At 63.9% G+C, this 20,695-nt stretch carries 23 protein-coding genes and 1 tRNA gene; 7 read left to right on the forward strand and 17 right to left on the reverse strand.

The genetic code is table 11. The annotated features are described in order from the left end of the window. Positions 1-53 precede the first annotated feature (53 nt). The 14 genes from rplL to AC4K8G_RS11525 all read right to left on the reverse strand — a co-directional run bounded on the left by rplL (position 54) and on the right by AC4K8G_RS11525 (position 13,130). Positions 54-434: a 50S ribosomal protein L7/L12 gene (rplL, locus tag AC4K8G_RS11460; RefSeq protein ID WP_491734275.1), complete on the reverse strand. Its 381-nt coding sequence runs from the start codon at positions 432-434 to the stop codon at positions 54-56. A 59-nt stretch (positions 435-493) separates the two neighbouring features. Next, positions 494-1,006 (reverse strand): 50S ribosomal protein L10, encoded by a 513-nt coding sequence (gene rplJ / locus AC4K8G_RS11465; RefSeq protein ID WP_491734276.1) that lies wholly within the window; start codon positions 1,004-1,006, stop codon positions 494-496. Positions 1,007-1,379: 373 nt separating this feature from the next. After that, positions 1,380-2,270 (reverse strand): outer membrane protein, encoded by an 891-nt coding sequence (locus tag AC4K8G_RS11470; protein ID WP_491734277.1) that lies wholly within the window; start codon positions 2,268-2,270, stop codon positions 1,380-1,382. 200 nt (positions 2,271-2,470) lie between these two features. Continuing rightward, positions 2,471-3,361, reverse strand: a complete 891-nt coding sequence (locus tag AC4K8G_RS11475; protein WP_491734278.1) for an outer membrane protein — start codon at positions 3,359-3,361, stop codon at positions 2,471-2,473. A 241-nt stretch (positions 3,362-3,602) separates the two neighbouring features. After that, a complete protein-coding gene (rplA, locus tag AC4K8G_RS11480; protein ID WP_491734279.1) occupies positions 3,603-4,298 on the reverse strand; it encodes a 50S ribosomal protein L1 in 696 nt (231 codons plus the stop codon). A gap of 4 nt (positions 4,299-4,302) precedes the next feature. After that, the gene (gene rplK, locus AC4K8G_RS11485; RefSeq protein ID WP_491734280.1) at positions 4,303-4,734 is read right to left on the reverse strand and encodes a 50S ribosomal protein L11; all 432 of its coding nucleotides are present in this window, start codon (positions 4,732-4,734) and stop codon (positions 4,303-4,305) included. Positions 4,735-4,791: 57 nt separating this feature from the next. Beyond that, on the reverse strand, positions 4,792-5,112 hold the full coding sequence (locus AC4K8G_RS11490; protein WP_491734281.1) for a hypothetical protein: 321 nt from the start codon (positions 5,110-5,112) through the stop codon (positions 4,792-4,794). Between the two features lie 234 nt (positions 5,113-5,346). Then, complete coding sequence (nusG, locus tag AC4K8G_RS11495) at positions 5,347-5,886, reverse strand: transcription termination/antitermination protein NusG (RefSeq protein ID WP_491734282.1); 540 nt, start codon at positions 5,884-5,886, stop codon at positions 5,347-5,349. A gap of 17 nt (positions 5,887-5,903) precedes the next feature. Further along, positions 5,904-6,104, reverse strand: a complete 201-nt coding sequence (gene secE, locus AC4K8G_RS11500) for a preprotein translocase subunit SecE (RefSeq protein WP_491734283.1) — start codon at positions 6,102-6,104, stop codon at positions 5,904-5,906. Between the two features lie 146 nt (positions 6,105-6,250). Next, positions 6,251-6,326, reverse strand: a tRNA-Trp gene (locus tag AC4K8G_RS11505). A gap of 43 nt (positions 6,327-6,369) precedes the next feature. Further along, complete coding sequence (locus AC4K8G_RS11510) at positions 6,370-8,334, reverse strand: CocE/NonD family hydrolase (protein WP_491734284.1); 1,965 nt, start codon at positions 8,332-8,334, stop codon at positions 6,370-6,372. Positions 8,335-8,341: 7 nt separating this feature from the next. Continuing rightward, entirely contained in the window at positions 8,342-11,497 is a 3,156-nt protein-coding gene (locus tag AC4K8G_RS11515) for an efflux RND transporter permease subunit (protein WP_491734458.1), read from the reverse strand. A gap of 5 nt (positions 11,498-11,502) precedes the next feature. Continuing rightward, positions 11,503-12,681 (reverse strand): efflux RND transporter periplasmic adaptor subunit, encoded by a 1,179-nt coding sequence (locus AC4K8G_RS11520; RefSeq protein ID WP_491734285.1) that lies wholly within the window; start codon positions 12,679-12,681, stop codon positions 11,503-11,505. A gap of 20 nt (positions 12,682-12,701) precedes the next feature. Then, positions 12,702-13,130, reverse strand: a complete 429-nt coding sequence (locus tag AC4K8G_RS11525; RefSeq protein ID WP_491734286.1) for a hypothetical protein — start codon at positions 13,128-13,130, stop codon at positions 12,702-12,704. Between the two features lie 217 nt (positions 13,131-13,347). On the opposite strand from AC4K8G_RS11525, the gene AC4K8G_RS11530 reads away from it, so the two are divergent. Next, complete coding sequence (locus AC4K8G_RS11530; RefSeq protein WP_491734287.1) at positions 13,348-13,932, forward strand: cytochrome b; 585 nt, start codon at positions 13,348-13,350, stop codon at positions 13,930-13,932. Here AC4K8G_RS11530 and AC4K8G_RS11535 read toward each other — a convergent pair. Then, positions 13,929-14,195, reverse strand: a complete 267-nt coding sequence (locus AC4K8G_RS11535; protein WP_491734288.1) for a PilZ domain-containing protein — start codon at positions 14,193-14,195, stop codon at positions 13,929-13,931. The two genes, AC4K8G_RS11530 and AC4K8G_RS11535, sit on opposite strands and share 4 nt — an antisense overlap. Before the next feature lie 66 nt (positions 14,196-14,261). Further along, on the reverse strand, positions 14,262-14,777 hold the full coding sequence (locus AC4K8G_RS11540) for a cytochrome b (protein ID WP_491734289.1): 516 nt from the start codon (positions 14,775-14,777) through the stop codon (positions 14,262-14,264). 136 nt (positions 14,778-14,913) lie between these two features. Between AC4K8G_RS11540 and AC4K8G_RS11545 the strand changes: the two genes are divergently transcribed. Together AC4K8G_RS11545 and AC4K8G_RS11550 are read left to right on the forward strand one after the other, a co-directional pair. Beyond that, on the forward strand, positions 14,914-16,242 hold the full coding sequence (locus tag AC4K8G_RS11545) for a hypothetical protein (protein ID WP_491734290.1): 1,329 nt from the start codon (positions 14,914-14,916) through the stop codon (positions 16,240-16,242). Continuing rightward, the gene (locus AC4K8G_RS11550; protein ID WP_491734291.1) at positions 16,242-16,634 is read left to right on the forward strand and encodes a c-type cytochrome; all 393 of its coding nucleotides are present in this window, start codon (positions 16,242-16,244) and stop codon (positions 16,632-16,634) included. Before AC4K8G_RS11545 ends, AC4K8G_RS11550 begins: the two co-directional genes overlap by 1 nt. Positions 16,635-16,640: 6 nt before the next feature. Here AC4K8G_RS11550 and AC4K8G_RS11555 read toward each other — a convergent pair whose 3' ends face one another. Then, on the reverse strand, positions 16,641-18,407 hold the full coding sequence (locus AC4K8G_RS11555; RefSeq protein ID WP_491734292.1) for a fatty acyl-AMP ligase: 1,767 nt from the start codon (positions 18,405-18,407) through the stop codon (positions 16,641-16,643). Positions 18,408-18,497: 90 nt separating this feature from the next. Between AC4K8G_RS11555 and AC4K8G_RS11560 the strand changes: the two genes are divergently transcribed. The 4 genes from AC4K8G_RS11560 to AC4K8G_RS11575 all read left to right on the forward strand — a co-directional run bounded on the left by AC4K8G_RS11560 (position 18,498) and on the right by AC4K8G_RS11575 (position 20,592). Beyond that, positions 18,498-19,037: a regulatory protein RecX gene (locus AC4K8G_RS11560; protein WP_491734293.1), complete on the forward strand. Its 540-nt coding sequence runs from the start codon at positions 18,498-18,500 to the stop codon at positions 19,035-19,037. Positions 19,038-19,152: 115 nt separating this feature from the next. After that, positions 19,153-19,707: a cold-shock protein gene (locus tag AC4K8G_RS11565; RefSeq protein ID WP_491734294.1), complete on the forward strand. Its 555-nt coding sequence runs from the start codon at positions 19,153-19,155 to the stop codon at positions 19,705-19,707. Between the two features lie 107 nt (positions 19,708-19,814). Next, positions 19,815-20,168: a DUF192 domain-containing protein gene (locus AC4K8G_RS11570; RefSeq protein WP_491734295.1), complete on the forward strand. Its 354-nt coding sequence runs from the start codon at positions 19,815-19,817 to the stop codon at positions 20,166-20,168. A gap of 40 nt (positions 20,169-20,208) precedes the next feature. After that, positions 20,209-20,592 carry an NADH:ubiquinone oxidoreductase subunit NDUFA12 gene (locus AC4K8G_RS11575; RefSeq protein WP_491734296.1) on the forward strand — a complete coding sequence of 128 codons (384 nt, stop codon included), beginning with the start codon at positions 20,209-20,211 and terminating at the stop codon, positions 20,590-20,592. The last annotated feature ends 103 nt before the right edge of the window (positions 20,593-20,695 follow it).

Raw genomic sequence — 20,695 nt, forward strand, 5'->3', positions numbered from 1 at the left:
AAAAGGGCGGCTCCGCGTGCGGAACCGCCCTGTCTCTTTGCGTGAAGCGAAGCTTACTTGAGCTCGACGGTGCCGCCGGCTTCCTCGATCTGCTTCTTGATCTTCTCGGCTTCGTCCTTGTTGACGCCTTCCTTGATCGGCTTCGGAGCGCTTTCGACAAGCGTTTTTGCTTCGCCGAGGCCAAGACCGGTGATCGCGCGAACTTCCTTGATCACGTTAATCTTCTTGCCGCCGTCGCCGGTGAGGATGACGTCGAATTCGGTCTTCTCTTCAGCGGCCGGGGCAGCGGCGCCGCCGCCAGCAGCCGGGCCGGCAACCGCAACCGCAGCCGCGGCCGAGACGCCCCACTTCTCTTCGAGCGCCTTGGCGAGATCCGCGGCCTCGAGGACGGTCAGTTCGGAAAGCTGGTCAACCAGCTTAGCAATGTCAGCCATTTGATACTCCTTGGTGGGGCCAATGCCCCGATTGTCGTGCGTTGATGAAAAAAGATGCCTTAGGCGGCCTGCGCCCCATAGGCAGCAAAGACCCGTGCCAGCTGCGCGCCAGGCTCGTTGACGGTGCGGGCGATCTTGCTCGCGGGCGCCTGGATAAGGCCCACGATCTTCGCGCGCAGCTCGTCGAGCGACGGCAATGCGGCCAGCGCCTTGATCCCGTTAACGTCGAGAACCGTGTCACCCATCGCTCCGCCGACGATCTCGAACTTGTCGGTCGTCTTGGCGAAATCGACCGCGACCTTGGCGGCCGCGACGGGGTCTCCGGACGTTGCAAGCGCGGTCGGGCCCTTCAGCAGGTCACCGATCGGCTTGTAGCGCGTGTCCTCGAGCGCAATCAGGGCAAGGCGGTTCTTCGCAACTTTGAACTGGGCTCCGGCGTCGCGCATCTTCAAGCGCAGCTCCGTCGATTGCGCGACAGAGAGACCGAGATTGCGGGTGATGACCACCACGCTCGTCTCGTTGAAGACGTTCTTCAGCTCGTCGACCAGATCGGCTTTTTGCGAACGATCCATGCCAACTCCACATATTCGGACCAGGCGAACCCGGTCCGAGTTTCAACAATGGCCCGCCGCGGTTGCCCGCCTCGAGCCGCAAATGTCCGTGGGGATGGATCAACGGCGCTGCCGCTTGGCAACGCACGACCGGGCGAACATCGCACGCCAGCCCGAAAATTCCTGTCCCCGCCTAGGCTGCAAATTAAGGGGTCGCGCTAACGATGGCCCCAGCAACTGTCTCGGACGGTTGCACCGCCGAAGCGATGCGAGCGCGCGCCTATAACGAAATTCGCCAGCCGATCAACCCGTTGAGGCGAGGGGCGCTCACCTGCCCAAAAGAAAACCGGCCCGGGCGCGAGGCCCGAGCCGGTCTTTCTTATCAGACGCTGCCTTAGAGACCGCGTTCCGGCGCCGGAGGCGGCGGCGGAGGCGGAGGCGGCGGAGCCGGGCAGGTGTCAGTCGCCAGGATCACCGAGCCGTCCGGGCACGTCTGCGTCGCCGGAGGCGGCGGCGGAGGCGGTGGAGGCGGCGGGGGAGGCGGCGGCGGAGGCGCGGCCACGAAGTTGTAAATCAGGCTCAGCAGCAGGCTGTGCGATTCAAAACGTCCACTTCCTTCCAGCGGAATCGAACCCGCCGTGCCGAAGCCAAGGTCGGTGTCCCACTTCATCTTGCCGGTGCGGAAGTAGCGATACTTGAGGCCGACATCGATGTTGTCGCTGACTGCAGCGCGAACACCAGCGATACCCTGAAGAGCGATGTCGCTGTCGCTGTCACCAAGGACGCGGACGCGCGCAAGGCCGATACCGCCACCGAAGTAACCGCCCCAACCGGCGTCGTCACCGAAGTCGACCATGCCATTCAGCATGCCCGAAAGGACGCTGACATGGCCGCCGTAATTGAGATCGCCGTTGCTGACCGCGGGGTTCGCGTCGAGAACGGCATTCGCTGCGAACAGGAACGGCTGGTCGATTTCGATGTCGCGGACGCTCGCATGCTTGTAGCCGAGCTCGCCCTCGAGGCGGAACATGCCAAGATCATATCCGCCAACCAGGTCGACGTCGTATCCCGTCTTATACTCGATGTCGAAGCCTTCATTGTAGAAGTTCGCACCGCTGGGAATCGCCGGATCCGGGTTCGCCGGGAAGACGACGTTCACGTCGACGTTCGTGTCGCGCGGCTTCATAAGGCCAATATCGACACCAACGTACGGCGAACCGTCGCGCGCCATCGCTGGCGAAGCGATTGCCGCCGTAGCCACGGCGGCAAGCAGGAAATTGCGCATGTACTTAACCCCTTTCAGCGCTGATTATCGCTCGCTCAACTTACGCGGGTGGCCAAGGTTTCGCTAGAGCAACAGACGCGGAAAATCTGCGAACAATTGTGGCTTGCGTGCCACAGTTACGAGAGAGCCCCGGACGAAACTGACGAGCAGTCTCCTCCGGGGCTCAAATCCGCTCGGGGCCTGAGCGGAAGTATTAGGCCTTAGCGGCCGCGTTCACCGCGCTCGACTGGCGGCGGGGGCGGCGGAGGCGGCGGCACCGGGCAGCTGCTGGTCGCGAGAATGACCGAGCCATCCGGGCAGGTCTGGGTCGCCGGGGCAGCCGGAGGCGGCGGCGGCGGCGCAATGACCGGCGCCGGTGCGGCGGCCGGGGCACCGAAGTTGAACACCAGGCTCGCGAGCAAGCTGTGCGAACTATAGTGGTTGCTGGCATCAAATGCCGCGACACCGCCGCTGCCCGCTCCGACGCCGGTGAAGGTCACGCTGTCGTCGAAGTTCAGGTTGCCAGTGCGGAAGTAGCGATACTTCAGGCCGACATCGATGTTGTCGCTAACCGGCATGTAGACGCCAGCGAGGAGCTGCCATGCCCATGCGCTGTCGCTGTCGCCAAGCTCCTTGACGCGCGCCCGACCGAAGCCGCCGCCGGCATAGGCACCCACGCCGCCGTTGCCGCCGAAGTCGACCAGGCCGTTGATCATGCCCGAGAGCACGCTGGTGTGGCCGTTGAGGTCGAACTCGTCACCGGTATAGCTGGTGCCCGCGCCGGTGTTGAAAGCGGTGATGAACGCGTTGTTGAAGCGCGCGCTCTTCAGGGCCGAGCGCTTGTAGCCAAGCTCACCCTCAAGCCGGAACATGCCGAAGTCGTAGCCGCCGATGAGATCGACGTCGTAGCCGGTCTTGTGCCGGATCGTCGCCGCGCGGGTGGTCGCGATGTCGGTCACCAGCGGATCGGTGAAGTTGACGGTGGCATCGACGTGCTGGTTCTTGGGGAACAGCGCGCCGCCCTCGATCCCAACGTAGCCAGAGCCGTCGCGGGCCATGGCCGGCGTCGCAATGGCGGCCGCGGCAACCGCGGCGAAAAGATACTTTTGCATTTGGGTTGTCACCCTTTCTTGTTGTTCCCTGTCGCCGCGCCCAACTTTGCTGCACTGCGAAAGTTGCGGGTTTCAGAGTCACAGGGGCGACTTTAGCCAATAGTGTGGCAGCAAGGTCACAGATGAGCCGAAGCTCCGCGACGACAAACCGTGCGCGCTTAAGAGAAAGGGCCGGAACGGCGTGAAACCGATCCGACCCTCCGTAGTGATTAAATGCGCATTACACGCACATTACTAACCGTTACGCGCCCGAAACTTCCTCAAGCGCGATCTTGACGCCCGGGCCCATCGTCGAGCTCACGGAAATCTTCTTCAGGAACTTGCCCTTCGCACCCGACGGCTTGTTCTTGATGATCGCGTCCATGAACGCGCGGAAATTCTCGCCGAGGTCGGCTTCGGAGAAGCTCGCCTTGCCGATGCCGACGTGGACGATGCCCGCCTTTTCGACGCGGAATTCGACCTGGCCGCCCTTGGCGTCGGTGACCGCCTTGGTCACGTCCATCGTCACCGTGCCGAGCTTCGGGTTCGGCATCAGCCCCTTGGGGCCGAGCACCTTACCGAGGCGGCCGACGACGCCCATCATGTCCGGGGTCGCGATCACGCGGTCGAAATCGATGGTGCCGCCCTGGACGGTTTCCATCAGGTCTTCGGCGCCGACGACGTCCGCGCCCGCGGCCTTGGCTTCGTCGGCCTTGGCGCCCTTGGCGAAGACGGCGACGCGCACCGTCTTGCCGGTACCCTTGGGCAGCGACACGACGCCGCGGACCATCTGGTCGGCGTGGCGCGGGTCGACGCCGAGGTTCAGCGCAACTTCGATCGTCTCGTCGAACTTGGCGGTGGCGTTGGACTTGACGACCGAAATCGCCTCATCGACGCCGTAGAATTTGTCGCGGTCGACCGCGGTGAGCTGCTGCTGGCGCTTGGTGAGCTTGGTCATCTGCTTAGCCCTCCACCACGTCGAGGCCCATCGCGCGGGCGGAGCCTTCGATAATCTTGGTCGCCGCGTCGAGGTCGTTGGCGTTGAGGTCCTTCATCTTGGTCTCGGCGATCTCGCGCAGCTGCGAGCGCTTGATCGTGCCCGCGCTTGCCTTGCCCGTTTCGGCCGAGCCCGATTTGATCCGCGCCGCCTTCTTCAAAAGGAAGGACGCGGTCGGGGTCTTGGTCACGAACGAGAACGAACGATCCGCATAGACCGTGATCACGGTCGGGATCGGCGAGCCCTTCTCCATCTCCTGCGTGGCGGCGTTGAACGCCTTGCAGAATTCCATGATGTTGACGCCGCGCTGGCCGAGCGCCGGGCCGATCGGCGGCGCCGGGTTGGCAGTGCCCGCGGGCACCTGCAGCTTGATATAGCCGGTGATTTTCTTTGCCATGTCACTCTCGAATTCGGCACAAAGTGGTACTTTGCGCCGGGTTGAAGTTTAGTGGTGCTAGCGGATCGCCGGAGCGAGCCTCCCACAGACGGTTCCAGATTGTGCTGGAGGCGGGGCCATTAGCTGAAGGCCTTTGCGAAGGCAAATCGGTCCGCCTCCGCCGAGGATCAGCTCTTCGACATCCTTCGCCGTTACCGGCAAGGCACTGTCATCGTCGAACAGGCCGCCGTTGAACCAATCAATGGGCGTGAAGCCGAGGCGCCCGCCCTTATGCGCCATGGCGCGGAAGAACTCCCAGGCGAAGCAGTGCTTGCGCCAAACGTCCGCCCAACCATCGCCACCGCCAGTTTTCTGCGCGCCCTTTCGAAGGTGAACCAATCGCCGGCCTTGTCGGCGGCCATGGGATCTACCAAGCCAAGTAGCGCGCACAGGTTGTTGAAATGGCTTGCGAGGCCGAGCGCTCTTTCAGCTCGAGGCCGCCTCACTTGTCGACGAATTCATGCGGTGTCACGCTGGCCCCTCACTCGGGCAGCCGCACTCTGACGAGCGGCCATGCGAAAGAAAAGGGCCGCCGAAGCGACCCTTTTAAAAACGAAAGAGTAGCCGCTGAGGCTACTTCACCAATTCTACCTGCTCGAATTCCAGCTCGACCGGCGTGGCGCGGCCGAAGATCGAGACGCTGACCTTCACGCGGCCACGGTCGAAGTCGAGTTCCTCGACGACGCCGTTGAAGCTCGCGAACGGGCCGTCGAGCACCTTCACCGCATCGCCGATCTCATAATCGACGCTGATCTTTGTCTTGGGCCCGTGCGCGGCGGCCTCGTCCTTGGTGTCGAGCATGCGCGCGGCCTGTGCGTCGGGGATCGGCTGCGGCTTGCCGTTGGGGCCGAGGAAGCCGGTCACCTTCGGCGTGTTCTTGACCAGGTGGTAGACCTGGTCGTTGAGCTCGAGCTTGGCGAGCACGTAGCCGGGCATGAACTTGCGTTCCGACTGCACCTTCTTGCCGCGCTTCACCTCGGTGATGGTCTCGGTCGGCACTTCGATCTGCTCGACGAAGCGCTCGAGCCCCATGCGGGTCGCTTCGCTGTTGATCGCGTCGCGGACCTTGTTCTCGAAGCCGGAATAAGCGTGGATGATGTACCAGCGGGACATGTTCGTCAGACCTTAAATTACTTGGCGAGGAAGCTGAGGAGATAGCGGACCATCGACGAGAAAAAGGCGTCGACGCCGAAGAAGAAGAAGGCGAGCATCAAGGTCATGATCATCACCATGATCGCGGTCGCCACCGTTTCCTTGCGGGTCGGCCAGTGGACCTTCGCGGTCTCGGCGCGGACCTGACGGATGAATTCGCCGGGGGATGTCTTGGCCACGTGCTCGTTCGCTCTTCCTGATAGAAAAAGGCTCCGCGAACCCGGAGGTCGGCGGAGCTGGCTGCGACTTAGCGGCTACCGCCTGAGTCTTCAAGGTTCCGAATGGCACTCGGTCCCACGAAAGTACTACTTTCGTGGGTGCCCAATGGCAGGGGCAGAGGGACTCGAACCCACGACCCTCGGTTTTGGAGACCGATGCTCTACCAACTGAGCTATACCCCTAGGCCGATGCGCGACCTAGTGGCGGGCGCCGCTGCGCGCAAGGTCACTTGATCAGCGGAAGGCCGATCCAGCTTCCCTCAGCGCCGGTGAACACCCGCTGCGTTGCCGCGCGATAGTCGCCGGGTTTCGCGAAGAAGATGTTGGGCACGAAGGTTTGCGGGTTGCGGTCGTAGAGCGGGAACCAGCTCGACTGGACCTGGACCATCAGCCGGTGGCCGGGCTGGACGACATAATCGAGCGCGGGCAGCGCGAATTCGTAAGTGACCGGCTGGTTGGCCGGAATGGCTGAGGGCCGCGCCGGGTCGACGCGATAGCGGCCGCGGAGCACGTCCATCGCGATCGCGAGCTGGTAGCCGTCGGGGCGGACGTCGATCAGCTTCACCACCCAGTCGCTGTCGCTGCCGCTGGTCGACGCGACGAGGTGGACGAGCGGCGTGCCCGCGAGGCGTAGCGGCTTGGCAAGCGTCGGGCCGGTGAAAGCGAGCACGTCGGCGCGGGCGGCGGCAAAGCGCTGATCGTCGACCAGCCAGCTGGGCCAGGTCGACCCTTCCGCCCAGGGAGAGAGGTTGGGCCGCGAGCGGTAGGTGACCGGGTTGGCCGGATCCGAGATGTAGCTGTCGCTGGAGGCAGCGGGGACGTTGAACGATAGTGACTTGCCCGGCGCGAGGTAGAGCGCGGTGAGGTTGGCGGGGCAGCCGCGCAGGCATGCCGGCGGCCAGTCCTCGAGCCGCTGCCAGCGATTGGTCCCCGCCTCGAACGCCGTCACCCGCGCGATGTCGGTTGCCGCACCGCCCTTCAAATAGCGGTCGAGGAACGGGATCATCACCTCGCGGCGGAAATAGCGACCGGTGTCGGAGCCCCATTCGATTGAGCCGATAGCGAAGGCCGCGCCATTGGCCTGTCCGTGGTACCAGGGACCGAGGACGAGATGGGCGTTGGGGCTGGCCTTGGTTGCGGCGAAGGCGGCGGTCGCGCCGTAGATGTCCTCCTGGTCCCACAGGCTGCCGACGAACAAGGTCGGAACGCTGAGCGGATTGCGGGCGAGGATCTTGTCGACCGCCTGGTCCTGCCAAAATTCGTCGTAAGCGGGGTGCTGGGTCAGGCGCAGCCAGAAGGGCAGCTGCTCCATGCCCATCGCCTTGCCGTAGGCACCGGCCGACCCGAAGGCGAGGAAGTTGGAGTAATCGTCAAAGCCGCCGGGGAAGCGCCGCTCCTCCGAATTGCGGTCTGCGGTCTGCCCGTAGACGTAGGACATCATCTCCTGGCGGAAGGCGCCGTTGTGGAACCAGTCGTCGCCCTTCCACACGTCGACCATCGGGCTGATCGGCACGCTGGCTTTGAGCGCCGGGTGCGGATTCACCAGGCTCATCAGCGCGGTGAACCCGTCATAGCTGGTGCCGATCGTGGCGACCCTGCCGTTGCTCTCCGGCACGTTCTTCACCAGCCAGTCGATCGTGTCCCAGGCGTCGGTCGAATGGTCGACCGCGGTCGGGTTGAGCGGTCCGCGGAGCGGGCGGTTCATCACATAATCGCCCTCGGACCGGTACTTCCCGCGGACGTCCTGGATGGCGACGATATAGCCAGCGCGCACCAGCTCCGAATAAGCGACGTTGAGGATGTTTTCGGGGATCGGGCCATTGCCCTGGGCGGTCGCGACATCCGCCGAATAAGGCGTTCGGTCGAGCATGATCGGCGCTTGCGCAACGCCCTTCGGAATGATGAGGACGGTGTACAGCTTCGCCCCGTCGCGCATTGGGATCATCGCTTCGCGCCGTACGTAGGTGTAGCTCGACTTCGGCCAGTTGTAACCGCGCGGAAGCTTGGGCCGAGCGGCCACTTGGACGAACGGCGAGCGGAACTTGGAGGGAATGTCGCCGCCCGGCTGGACCGCCGGCTGCACGTGCGTTTCGGCGAGTATGGGCGATGCCAGCGCGAGCGCGCCAACAATTAACGCCAGCTTCCTGAAGATCACGCCGTGCTCATCGCACGGCGCAACTCCAACGGGCAAGCCGCGCCTATTCGGCTGGGATGGGGGCGGGCTCGGCCGATGGCGCCGCGCGGCGCGCCTGGAAGAAGCTTTTCACGAAGACGAAGAACAGAGGCACGAAGAAGATCGCGAGGAAGGTCGCCGACAAAGCTCCGCCGACAACCGCGCGGCCGATCGCATTCTGGCTTCCGGCGCCCGGACCGCTGGCGATCGCCAGCGGGAAGACGCCGAACACGAGCGCGAGGCTGGTCATCAGCATCGGCCGAAGCCTCAGCTTCGCGGCTTCGACAGCGGCAGCCACCGCATCGGCGCCGGCCTTCAGCCGCTCCTCGGCGAATTCGACGATCAGGATCGCGTTCTTGGCACCAAGGCCCATCGTCGTGATCAGGCCGACCTGGAGATAGATGTTGTTGTCGACGCCCGTCAGCTTCGCGATCACGACCGCGCCGATGATGCCCAGCGGAACGACCAGGAGCACCGCGACCGGAATTGTCCAGCTTTCGTAAAGGGCGGCGAGGCAGAGGAAGACGATCAGCAGCGACAGCCCGTAAAGCATCGGCGCCTGGCCGCCGGATTGCTGCTCCTCATAGCTGAGCCCGGTCCATTGCAACGCGGTCCCGGGCGGCAGCTTCGTCTGCATTTCTTCGAGCGCCCGCATTGCCGTGCCGGTGCTGACGCCGGGTGCCGGAGAGCCCTGAATCTCAAGCGACGGAAGGCCATTGTAGCGCGACAGCTGAACCGGCGCGTTGGCCCATTTGAGCGAGGAGAATGCGGTGAAGGGCGCCATGCTCTTGCCGTCACCGCCGCGGACATAAAGGTCCTCAATATCTTCGGGGCGCTGGCGGTAAGGCTCGTCGGCCTGGATATACACGCGTTTCACGCGGCCCCGGTCGATGAAGTCGTTGACGTAGGATCCGCCCCACGCGGACGAGATCGTCTGATTGATCTGGCCAACGTCGAGGCCGAGCGTGCGTGCCTTGTCCTGGTCCACATCGACGGTCATTTGCGGAGCGTCTTCGAGACTGACCGGGCGAACCCCGACCATGCGCTTGTCCTGCATCGCCATGCCGAGAAGCATGTTGCGCGCTTCGGTCAGCTTGGCGTGGCCGATATTGCCGGTGTCGACCAGCTGAAGGTCGAAACCGGTCGCATTGCCGAGCTCAAGCGCCGCGGGCGGAATGAAGGAGATGATCAGCGCGTCGCGGTAAGCGGCGAAAGCACCCGACGCCCGCGCCGCAATCTCTTTCGACGTGTTCGCCTTCCCGCCGCGCTCTTCCCACGGCTTCAGGGGAAGGAAGGCGATGCCCGCATTCTGCCCCTGTCCGGCGAAGGAGAATCCACCGACGGTGAACACCCCTTCGACGTTTTTGCCCTCGTTCTTTTCGAAATAATGGCGCGCATAATCGAGCGCCTCGTCGGTGCGAGGCAGGGTGGCGCCGGAAGGGAGGGCGACGAGCGTGAACACGGCGCCCGTATCCTCGTCTGGCATGAAGCCGGTCGGCAGCCGCCAGAACAATATGCCCATCAGCGCGACGATCACGCCGTAGGCGACCGCGGCGCGGCGCTTGCGCCCAAGCATCCGGTGAACGCCGGCCTCGTGGATGTCGCGCGCCTGGTCGAAGCGGTCGTTGAACCAGCGGAAGAAGCGCGCCAGCGGGCCATTGCCAACATGCTTGTGGGGGTCGCCGGGCTTGAGGATCGTCGCTGCGAGCGCGGGGGTCAGGATCAAGGCGACGAGCACCGACAGTGCCATCGCGGAAACCAGCGTGATCGAGAACTGCCGATAAACGACGCCGGTCGACCCGCCGAAAAAGGCCATCGGCAGGAACACCGCGGCAAGCACCGTCGCAATGGCGATCAGCGCGCCGGACAGCTCATCCATAGAACGGCGCGCGGCTTCCTTGGGTGCGAGGCCCTCGTCCTGGATCAATCGCTCGACGTTCTCGACGACGACGATCGCGTCATCGACCAAGAGGCCGATCGCCAGCACCATGCCGAACAGGGTCAGCGTGTTGATGCTGAATCCGGCAATGCTCATCACCGTCAACGTTCCAAGCAGCACGACCGGGATGGCGATGGTCGGGATCAGGGTCGCGCGAATGTTCTGAAGGAACAGGAACATGACCAGGAACACGAGCACCATCGCCTCGAACAAGGTCTCGACCACCTGTTTCAGCGAGACCTTAACGAACGGCGTCGTGTCCCACGGGTAGATGACCTTCACGTCCGACGGGAAGGTCTTCGAAATCTCGGCGATCTTGGCCTTGACCTCCGCAATGGTCTTGAGCGCGTCGGCGCCGGGCGCGAGCCGGATCGCAGCCGCGGTCGCGGGATGGCCGCTATACTTGGCGCTGAAGCCGTAGCCTTCCGAACCGAGCTCGACCCGGGCGACGTCGCGGAGGCGAACGACCGAGCCATCGGCCGAAGTCTTCAGCCGGATCTCGCCGAACTGCTCCGGCGTCTGCAGCCGCGACTGGACCGATACGGTGGCGTTGAGCTGCTGGTTCGCCGGTGCCGGCAGGTTGCCCAGCTGACCGGCTGAGACCTGCGCGTTTTGCGCCTGCACGGCAGCCGTCACATCGGCCATGGTCAGCTGGTAGCTGTTGAGCTTCATCGGATCGACCCAGATGCGCATCGCATATTGCGAGCCGAACAGCTGGAAGCCGCCGATCCCGTTGATGCGGCTGACCGGCTCCTGGATCTTCGACGCCATCATGTCGGCAAGGTCGAACTGGTCGTGCGAATTGTCCGCCGAGTAGAGGCCCGGCACGAGTGCGAAATTTGCCGAGGACTTTTCGACCCGAACGCCCTGGCGCTGGACCTCCTGAGGAAGCAGCGGAAGTGCCGCCTGGACCTTGTTGTTGACCTGGACCTGCGCCGTATCGGGGTCAGTGCCCTGCTCGAACGTCAAGGTGACGGCGACCGTGCCCGACGATGACGATTGCGAAGAGAAATAGCGCAGGTGATCGATGCCCTGCAGCTGCTGCTCGATGATCTGCGTGGTGGTCTTGTCGAGCGTCGTCGCATCGGCGCCGGGGTAGACGGCGGTCACGCTGATCTGGGGCGGCGCGAGCGCCGGGAATTGCGCGATCGGCAGCGAACGTATGGACAGCAGTCCGAACAAGCAGACGAGGATCGCCAGCACCCAAGCGAAGATGGGTCGCTCGATGAAGTAGCGCGAGATCGACATTATTTACTTTGCGAGAGCTGCGGCTTCACGGGGATGCCGGGCCGCACGAGCGGGCCGGCGTCGACAATCACCTTGTCGCCGGGCTTGAGCCCGCCGGTCACGAGCCAATCATCGCCGATCGTGCGGTCGGCCTGGACCACGCGAAGCTCTGACACTCCCTTGGCGCCGACGAGCAGCACCGTCGGCCGCCCACGCTCGTCGCGGCTGACTGCGCGCTGCGGAACGAGGATGCCGCGCGACTGGACGCCCTGCGAAATCTCACCCCGCACGAACATGCCGGGGAGCAGGATGTGCTGGGGGTTGGGGAAGACGGCGCGGATTGCCTGCGAGCCGGTAGCGGGGTCAACAGTCACGTCGGCGAAGCTCAACGTGCCGGTCATCGGATACGCCGAGCCGCTTTCGAGCTGCAGCCGCACCGGCGCCTTGTCGCTCGCGACCTGGCCGGAAAGCATCTGCTCGCGCAGGCGGAGCAAGTCGGTGCTCGATTGCTGGATATCGACGTAGATCGGGTCGAGACGCTGGATCGTCGTCAGCGCATTGTCTTGGCCCGCCTGGACGAGCGCACCCGTCGTATAAAGCGAACGGCCGATGCGGCCGGCGATCGGCGCCCGGACGGTCGTTCGGCCAAGGTCGATCTGGGCCGAGCGAAGGGCAGCGGCCTGGGCTTCCACGTCGGCTCGAGCTTCGCCGGCGGCGGACAGGGCATTGTCGTATAATTGGCGGGAGACGAAGTTGCGTTTCACCAGCTCGGCATAGCGCTTCACCTGGCCGTCGGCGGCAATCGTCGAAGCGCGCGCCCGAGCAAGCGCGGCGCGAGCGCTCGCAACCTTCGCCTCATAAGTGGCGGGATCGATGCGATAGAGCGGCTGGCCGGCGTGGACATAGTCGCCCTCGGTGAACAGACGAGCGCGGATGATTCCGTCGACCTGCGGACGGACGTCGGAGGTCTCGAACGGCGAGGTACGGCCGGGAAGCTCGGTGGTGAGCGACACCGGCTCCTCGCGAACGACAATCACGCCGACCGGAGTCGGTCCGGGAGCGGGCGGCGGCGGCGCGGCGCGGCCGAACAACAGCCATGCGACGAGCAGCACCAGCGCGAGCGCCGAGGTGGCAAGCGCGACTTGCTGGCCCATCGGCCGCTGACGAACGCGGATGATTAGCGATTCACGTTCGCTCAATTCTGCCCCCTGGTGGATATTCATGGCCAAGCTTCGACTTCGGGCACGCTGCCCCGGTGGAGGCCGACATAAGCAATGATGCGCGCGGCGTCATTCGACGAAAATCCGGCGGCGAACAGGTTGCGCATATCGCGCGTGCGGATTTCGGCGCGGAACCAGGCGGCAAGGGCGAAGCGGCGCAGCGTTTCCAGCCGCTCATTGGCGAGCGGACGCGCGATCGCGATGCCAAACAGCTTGCTGGTCAGCCGATTGAAAAAGGAATTGGGGTTGGCACTGCGCGGGCCTTCGCCGCGCGCCATGTCGATCACGGACCATTCAGTCCGGCCGAGCGCGTCATTGTCATTGGTCGGCCCGAGCGGTTCATGACGACCCTCCCAAGCCACGTCCGAATCCAGCCGCTGATGTTGAAAAGCCATGGCCCGCCACCCTTTTCGGGTCAGCGAATCCACAGTCGCCCGGGCAAGCGCCCAGGCACCGAAACGATCGGCTGGCCCAGTGATAACCGATGAAAAGCAATAAAACGCGACAGGGCCGTTCGGCCGATGGTTGATTTGGGATTCGGCAAGTTTCGATTCAAGACCATTCCGTCGAAGAAATATTCACCTTCGACGAACCGGCTTTTTGCGAACGGCTTGCGATGAGCGTCCGAGGCCGTAGGCAGGGCCGATGTCTGCGTTCCCCGAATCAAGCATTAATACCGCAACCCTCATCGCCGCCGGCGACGACGGCACCAACTATGACAATGTCGCGATTTCGCTCCACTGGGCGACCGCCGCGCTGGTCATCGCCAACTTCGCGCTCGCGCAGACCTGGGACTGGTTCCCGAAGCCCGCACGCGAGTTGATGGAAGACACGCATATGTCGTTCGGCGTGCTCCTGACCGCCGTGCTTGTCGCGCGGTTGGTGTGGCGCTGGCTGCCCGGGCATCAGGTTTCATCGCTCGAGCAGGGCTGGGTCCGCATCGCCTCCAAGGCCACGCATTATCTGCTCTACCTCTTGCTGATTGCGGAAGCGGGCTTGGGCTTTGCCTTTCGCTGGGGCGCGGGGCGGCCGATGGAGTTCTTCGGGCTCGGCATTCCGCCGCTGATCGGCGAAATGGCCAAGCCGCTACGGCATGACCTGCGCGAGCTTCACGAGAAGATCGGCTGGGCGATTATCATCCTTGCGGCGCTGCACGCGGCCGCGGCGCTCTACCATCATTATGTGCTGAAGGACCGCGTCCTCACGAGGATGCTGCCGAAGGCGCGTTAGAAGTCGCTTTCGGCGACGAACCGCGCCCCGGCGCTATCTTGCAGCACCCAGCGGACTTGCGCCTTGACCTGGCCCATGCGGGGGATCGCGATCGCCAGCCGCTCACCGACGCGCAGTTCCTCATCCGTGGACTCGATGCGGCAACCCTGGTCCGAAAAGTTGGTGAGCTTGACCGGCACCTTGGTGCCGTCGCCGCGGTGCATCACCGCCTCGATTTCTACGGGGTGGCGCTCCCGGCGCCGGACCGTTCCATTACGCTGCATACATGCCTCCCACTCAGGCGGGACTAGTGTGGGCCGATCGTGTAAATGAAGATTTAACGCCCGCTTTTAAGACGTTAGACTCCGAGCGGGCAGCATCGCCTTCAGCACATTGTCCCGAAGTACGAAGTGGTGGAACAGCGCCGCCAGTGCATGCAGCCCGATGATCGCCAGCAATACCCAGCCCAATTGCTCGTGCCAGGCGTGAAGCTTGTCGGCGAGATCGAGGTCGCGGTGGACGAGCGCCGGGAAGGCGAACCCGAAGATCTTGAGATGGCGCGCGCTGGCGCTTGAGTCCGCCCAGCCCACGATCGGCAGCGCGAACAGCAAGGCATAAATGAGCATGTGGGTGGCCCGGCTCGCCATCCACATGCCAAGCGGCAGGTCGCCGCGGCCCGAGATCGGACCCGCGCCCCACCGCATCGCCAGGCGGATGGTGGTGATGGCGAGGATGGTGAGGCCGATGACGCGGTGAACGTCGAGCCAGAACGCCCGCGCGGCAAGATCGTCCAAGCTGTTGCGGAACCAGGCGAGGCCAAAGGCCGCGGCGACGAGCGACGCGGTCAGCCAGTGAAATGAGATCATCAAGGTACGACGGTTCATATAGGCGTATGTGGATTGGACGATCGCTCCGGTTCATCGCCGAACGGATTTGAACCGAACCCGCGCTCCCCCGAACAGAGCGTGCGTCAATCGGAGCCAACGGGGGAGCTTCAATCCCATGAAATTTGCGAAGCTGTTTTTCCTGATGATCGTGTGCGCCTTCGCGGGCGCGAGTCCGGCCTTTGCCGTGCCGAGCTATTCGCGCCAGACTGGCGAGCCGTGCACGTCCTGCCACTATGGCGGATATGGTCCGGCACTCACGCCGCACGGGCGCGAGTTCAAGATCAACGGCTATTCGGACGGCAAGTTCGTGCTGCCGCTTTCGGTTACCGGCGTGGCGAGCTTTACGCACACCGCAAAGGCGCAACCGGAGGCAGCTTCCGAGCACGACAGCCGCAACAACAATTTCGCGATCGACGAGGTCGTTGGTTGGGTGGCGGGACGGATCCTGCCCCACCTCGGCACCTTCATTGCGGTCGAATATTCGGAGATCGAACGCCACGCGGAACTCGATCACTTCAACATCAACTACACACAGCCACTGAAGATTGCCGGGAAGGACGCCATCCTCGGCGTCAGCGTCAACAATGCGCCGGGCTCGACCGACCCGTTCCAATCCTTCAGCGAGATGTCTTTCCCGCACGACAGCTCTTCGCTTGTGCCCGAGCATCAGGGCATTCCGCTGCTGACCGACGGCGCGGGCGGTCAGGTCATTGGCGTCAACCCGTATCTCTGGTTCGACGATAGCATTTACGCCGAAATCGGCGGCTACCGGTCGCTCAGTCCCAAGCTGATCGACAAGATTGGCGTCGAGGATGAGTTCGGGAAGATATCCGGCGTCACCACTTATGGGCGCCTGGCTTATCAGAAAGATTTCGGGAAGCAGGTCGCCTCGATCGGGCTCGTCGGCTTGCGCAGCAGGGTCCACCCGGAACGAGAACCCGGGCCGACGAACAAGTTCACCGACTGGGGCCTGGACGCGACTTATCAATATCTCGGCAACCGCAAGAACATCGTCGCCGCAAACCTGACCTACCTGCACGAGCACCAGAAGCGCGACTTCGATGTCGCGGAAGGCGACCTGGAGCGGCGTGGGCACAACCTCAATTCCGTGAAGGCCAGCGTCAGCTATTATCGCGACAACACCTATGGCCTCAGCGGCGCGTTGTTCAGCAGCTGGGGCACGCGCGACACCGACCTGTTCGAGGCCGAGGAAGGCGGGGGCAGCCGCACCGGCAAGGCCAACACGTCGGGCTTCATCATCCAGACCGATTTCACGCCTTTCGGTAAGGAGGACAGCCCGAACAGCCCGTGGATGAACTTGCGCGTCGGGCTTCAATATATCGGCTACTTCAAGTTCAACGGCGCTGCCCATGACTATGACGGCTTCGGTCGCGACGCCAAGGACAACAACACCGTGTACGGCTTCATCCAGGTCGCGTTGTGATGAGGAAGACAGCGCAAGCCGCAGTGCTCACCGCGTTGATCTTCGCTGCTGCCGTGGGCGTTCCCCACGGCAGTTTGCGCGCGGCTGGCGATCACGAGGCCGGCGCCGACGTGTTCGATGCTTATTGTAGCGACTGCCACAGCGTTTCGCCTAAGGGCACGAACCGCAAGGGACCGACGCTTTACGGCGTCATGGGCCGCCGCGCGGGGATCGTCCCGGGCTTCGCTTATTCCGCCGGCATGGCGAAGTCAGGCCTCACCTGGAACCCGCAGACCCTCAACAATTACCTCGCCAACCCGCGCGGGATGTTTGCCGATGGCAAGATGAAGAAGGGTTTGCCCAAGCCCGAAGACCGGGCCAACGTAATCGCTTACTTGCAGCGACCGGACTGAGCGCAGTCAGGCGGCGATGTCGTAGGGCTGGATCTCGCCGGACAGATAGAGGTTGCGGGCCTTGGTCCGCGACAGCTTGCCGGAACTAGTCCGGGGCAGGGTGCGCGGCGGCACGAGCTCGACGACTGGGGTGATGCCGGTGATCGCCCGCACGCGCTCACGGATTTCATCGCGCAGCTTACCCCGCTCTTCGTTGTCCGAGACGCGGCAGTGAACGAGGACCGCGGGTGTCTCTTCGCCGGACGGGCCGGTGATTGCGAACGCCGCGATGTCGCCTGACTTGAAGCCGGGCAGTTGCTCCACTGCCCATTCGATGTCCTGCGGCCAGTGATTGCGGCCGTTGATGATGATCATGTCCTTGGCGCGGCCGACGATGAAGATGTAGCCGCCGGACATGTAACCCATGTCGCCGGTGTCCAGCCAACCATCATCGGACAGGCAGGCCTCGGTCGATTCTTCGTCGCGGAAATAGCTGTGCATGACCGAGGCGCCGCGCACATAAACCTTGCCGATGCCGCGATCAGGCAGGATCTCGCCGTCCGGGCCGCGGATTTCGACTTCCATGCCTTCAACCGGCTTTCCGCAATTTACGATCGCGCGGTAACGGCGCGGCCCCTCGGCATCCTCCGGAAGGCCGCCAGAAAGCTTGTTTTCTTCGACCAGCTCGAGCCGGATACCTTCGCCGGGCGGCATCAGCGAGACGGCCAGGGTGGCTTCGGCGAGGCCGTAGCTTGGACAGAAGGCGCTTGCCTTAAATCCGGCTGGGGCGAAGCTGTCGACGAACGCCTGCATCACGTCCGGACGGATCATGTCCGCGCCATTGCCGGCGATGCGCCAGCGAGACAAATCGAAGCGGTCCTCGGCGCGGGTTTGCGAGCTCATCCGGCGCGAGCAAATGTCGTAGCCGAAGGTTGGTGAATAGCTGATGGAGATGCCCGGATTGCGGGTAATCAAATCGAGCCACGCCAGGGGGCGGCGCGCAAAATCCTCAGTCTTCAGATAATCGACCGAAAGCTGGTTTGCGACCGGCGACAGGAAGCACCCGACAAGGCCCATGTCGTGATACCAGGGCAGCCAGCTGATGACCCGGTCCGTATCGGTCATCTGAAGACCGACGCTGTGGGCGCGCAAATTGTCCAGCAGCGCGCGGTGGGTGACGGCGACCCCGTGCGGGAAGCGGGTCGAGCCGCTCGAATATTGCAGATAAGCGATGTCATCGCCCGTTGCGGAAGGAAGCGGGTCAGTGCTGGGCGCAACTTCCGTTACCGATTCCCAGCTACGCGATTTCACCCCAGCCTTGTCGGCTGCGACCTCGCAGAAATGGGCCAGCTCTTCAGGGTAGAGGAGCAGGGCAGGGTCGGAGCTCTTCAGCTGCACACTCAGCTGATCGACATAGGCCTCGCGCCCGCCGAAGCTCGTCGGGAGCGGGAGCGGGACCGGCCACGCGCCGGCATAGACCGCGCCGAAGAAGCAGGCCGCAAACTCAGGGCCGGTTTCGGCTACGAGCGCAATCCGGTCGCCGGGCTTGATCCCAAGGGCGATGAAGCGGCGCGCTTCGACCAGCGCATCATCGCGCAGCTCGGCGAAAGTGTAGGCTTGCGTGAGGGTTCCGCGCGCGTCGTGGAAGTTCAGGCCCCGCTTACCCTCGGCGGCATAGTCCAAGGCCTCACCGAGAGTCGCGAAGTCCGCCAGCCGGCGCGGCTGCGTATCCAGGGTCGGTGTCCCACCCGGGGGTGCAAGCTCGTTGACCAATGACGCGTTGCGCTCGAGCACGCCGTCCCTTCCTTGAAAGATCAATATTGCAGCTGCTCCAGCCGCAGCCGGTTTCCCCTTGGCTGGGGAGTGTGGCACAAAAACGGCGTCATGGCACCTGTTCGAGGACGAAAGGAGCGGCCGCCGCTCGACCAGAAGAAACTGGAAGAGCTCGGGCTGCGCTATGTCGAGCGCTTCGCCACGACACGATCCAAGTTGCGCGAATATTTGGCTCGCAAGCTGCGCGAGCGGGGCTGGAAGGGCGAGCGTGAGCCCGACACGGCAGCCATATCCGAGCGCTTCGCCGATCTCGGCTATATCGACGACGCTGCTTACGCGCTCAACAAGGCGCGATCGCTTGCCGCCCGGGGTTACGGAAAGCGACGACTGGTCGACAAGTTGCGAATTGCCGGCGTTGAAGAAGCAGACGGAGAGGACGCGCGCGCGCATGCCGACGAGGAGGCGATGGCGTCTGCCTTAAGGTTCGCCCAGCGTCGGCGAATGGGGCCCTTCGCGACCCACATCCTCGACCCGAAGCAGCGTGAAAAGGCGCTGGGGGCGATGGTCCGGGCAGGCCATGCTTTTGCTCTCGCGCGAAAGATCGTCGACTTGAGACCGGGTGATTCCACCGACTTTCTCAACCTGGATTAACAGTTCGGCCTCAAATGCATGCGTAAAGTCGGTTTGCCGACACTGTCACTCATGTTAATGGGCTTCGGTGAGTAGCGTATCGGTACAATTGGCTGCGGGAGAGGCTCGGGCCGAAATGGATTCGGACGACAGTTCTTCCGCGTCGGAACTTCCGGCGGTGACGGGGCGCGTGAAATGGTTCGACGCGACTCGCGGCTTCGGATTCCTCGTCAGCGACGACCTCGACGGCGACATCCTGATTCATTTCAGCGTCCTTCGCGAGCATGGCCGGCGCAGCGTTCCGGAAGGCGCCATCATCGAATGCGTCCCGGTGAGGCTCGACCGAGGGCTCCAGGCGAAGAAAATCATCTCGATCGACCTGTCGGCCGCCTTGCCCGCGCAGCCGCGCTCGTCCATCCCCGCAGCTGAACGCGCCGACCGCCGCGCCCTTTCGGACGAGGCTGGCGAGTTCGAGCCGGTGGAGGTGAAATGGTTCAACCGCGTGCGCGGCTATGGCTTCGTGAAACGGCCCGACGAGTCCGGGGGCGAGGACGTGTTCGTCCATATGGAGACTGTTCGCGAAGCGCATCTGGGCGAGATCCAACCGGGCCAGCGGCTCATGGCGCGGATTGCCCCCAGCTCGAAGGGCTTTACCGCGGTGGAAATCCGCGACGACGAGTTGCCAGCTTAGTCGTTTTTCTCGCGCTCGCGGCCTGCGGCCCGCAGGCGCCCGCCCAAAATGCACCGGCAATCGTTCAGGCCGACGAAGGCGCACAGACCGGCCTTAAGGAGATCCCGTTGATCATCCATTCGGCAAGCGGCGACCATCGCTTCGTGGTTGAGGTGGCGGAGACGCCGGAGCAACAGGAGCGCGGCCTAATGTTCCGCAAGGAGCTCGCGCCGAATCGCGGCATGGTCTTCCCTTACGACCCGCCGCAGATCGTCGCCTTCTGGATGAAGAACACGCTGATCCCGCTCGACATGATCTTCATCCGCGATGACCGTACGATCGCCCGGATCGCGACCGCGCAGCCGCTGACGCTGGATACCGTGCCGTCGGGCGAGCCGATCGTCGCGGTGCTCGAACTTCGTGGCGGCCGTGCCGCCGAGCTAGGTATTCGCGAGGGCGATCGCGTCGATTGGTCGCGCTAGGCTTGCACCCTCGGCTTCGAGCGGGCAGAGGCAGCGACCCATGGGATGGTTGGCAAACGCATTCACCTGGTGGAACGGCGCCACTTGGGGCACCAGCATCGTCACGCGCCGCTTTGGAAACGAAGTCGGCCGCGATGACGCGGGCAACGTCTATTACGAGGACAAGAAGCGCCCCAACCGCCGGTGGGTGATTTACAACGGCAACAACGACGGCAGCCTGGTCCCGCCCAACTGGCAACTTTGGCTCCGCGGGACGATCGACGATCTCCCATCCAAGGCGCTTCCGCCAGTCCGGAAATTCCAACGCAAGCCAACCGGCAACCTCACCGGCACGATGGAAGCCTTTCGTCCTGACGGAGCGTTGGGATCGGGCAAGATCCGCCCCGCTTCGACCGGCGATTACGAGCCGTGGATGCCCGAATAATTGTGAAGAAGCTGGCCGCACCGCTCCTGATCGGCCTCGCGCTGGCATCGTGCGACCGCGCGAGCGAGCAGCAGAACCAGTCAGCTGCAAAGAAGGCGGCAGG

This window comes from Sphingomonas sp. SP3, assembly GCF_058514305.1.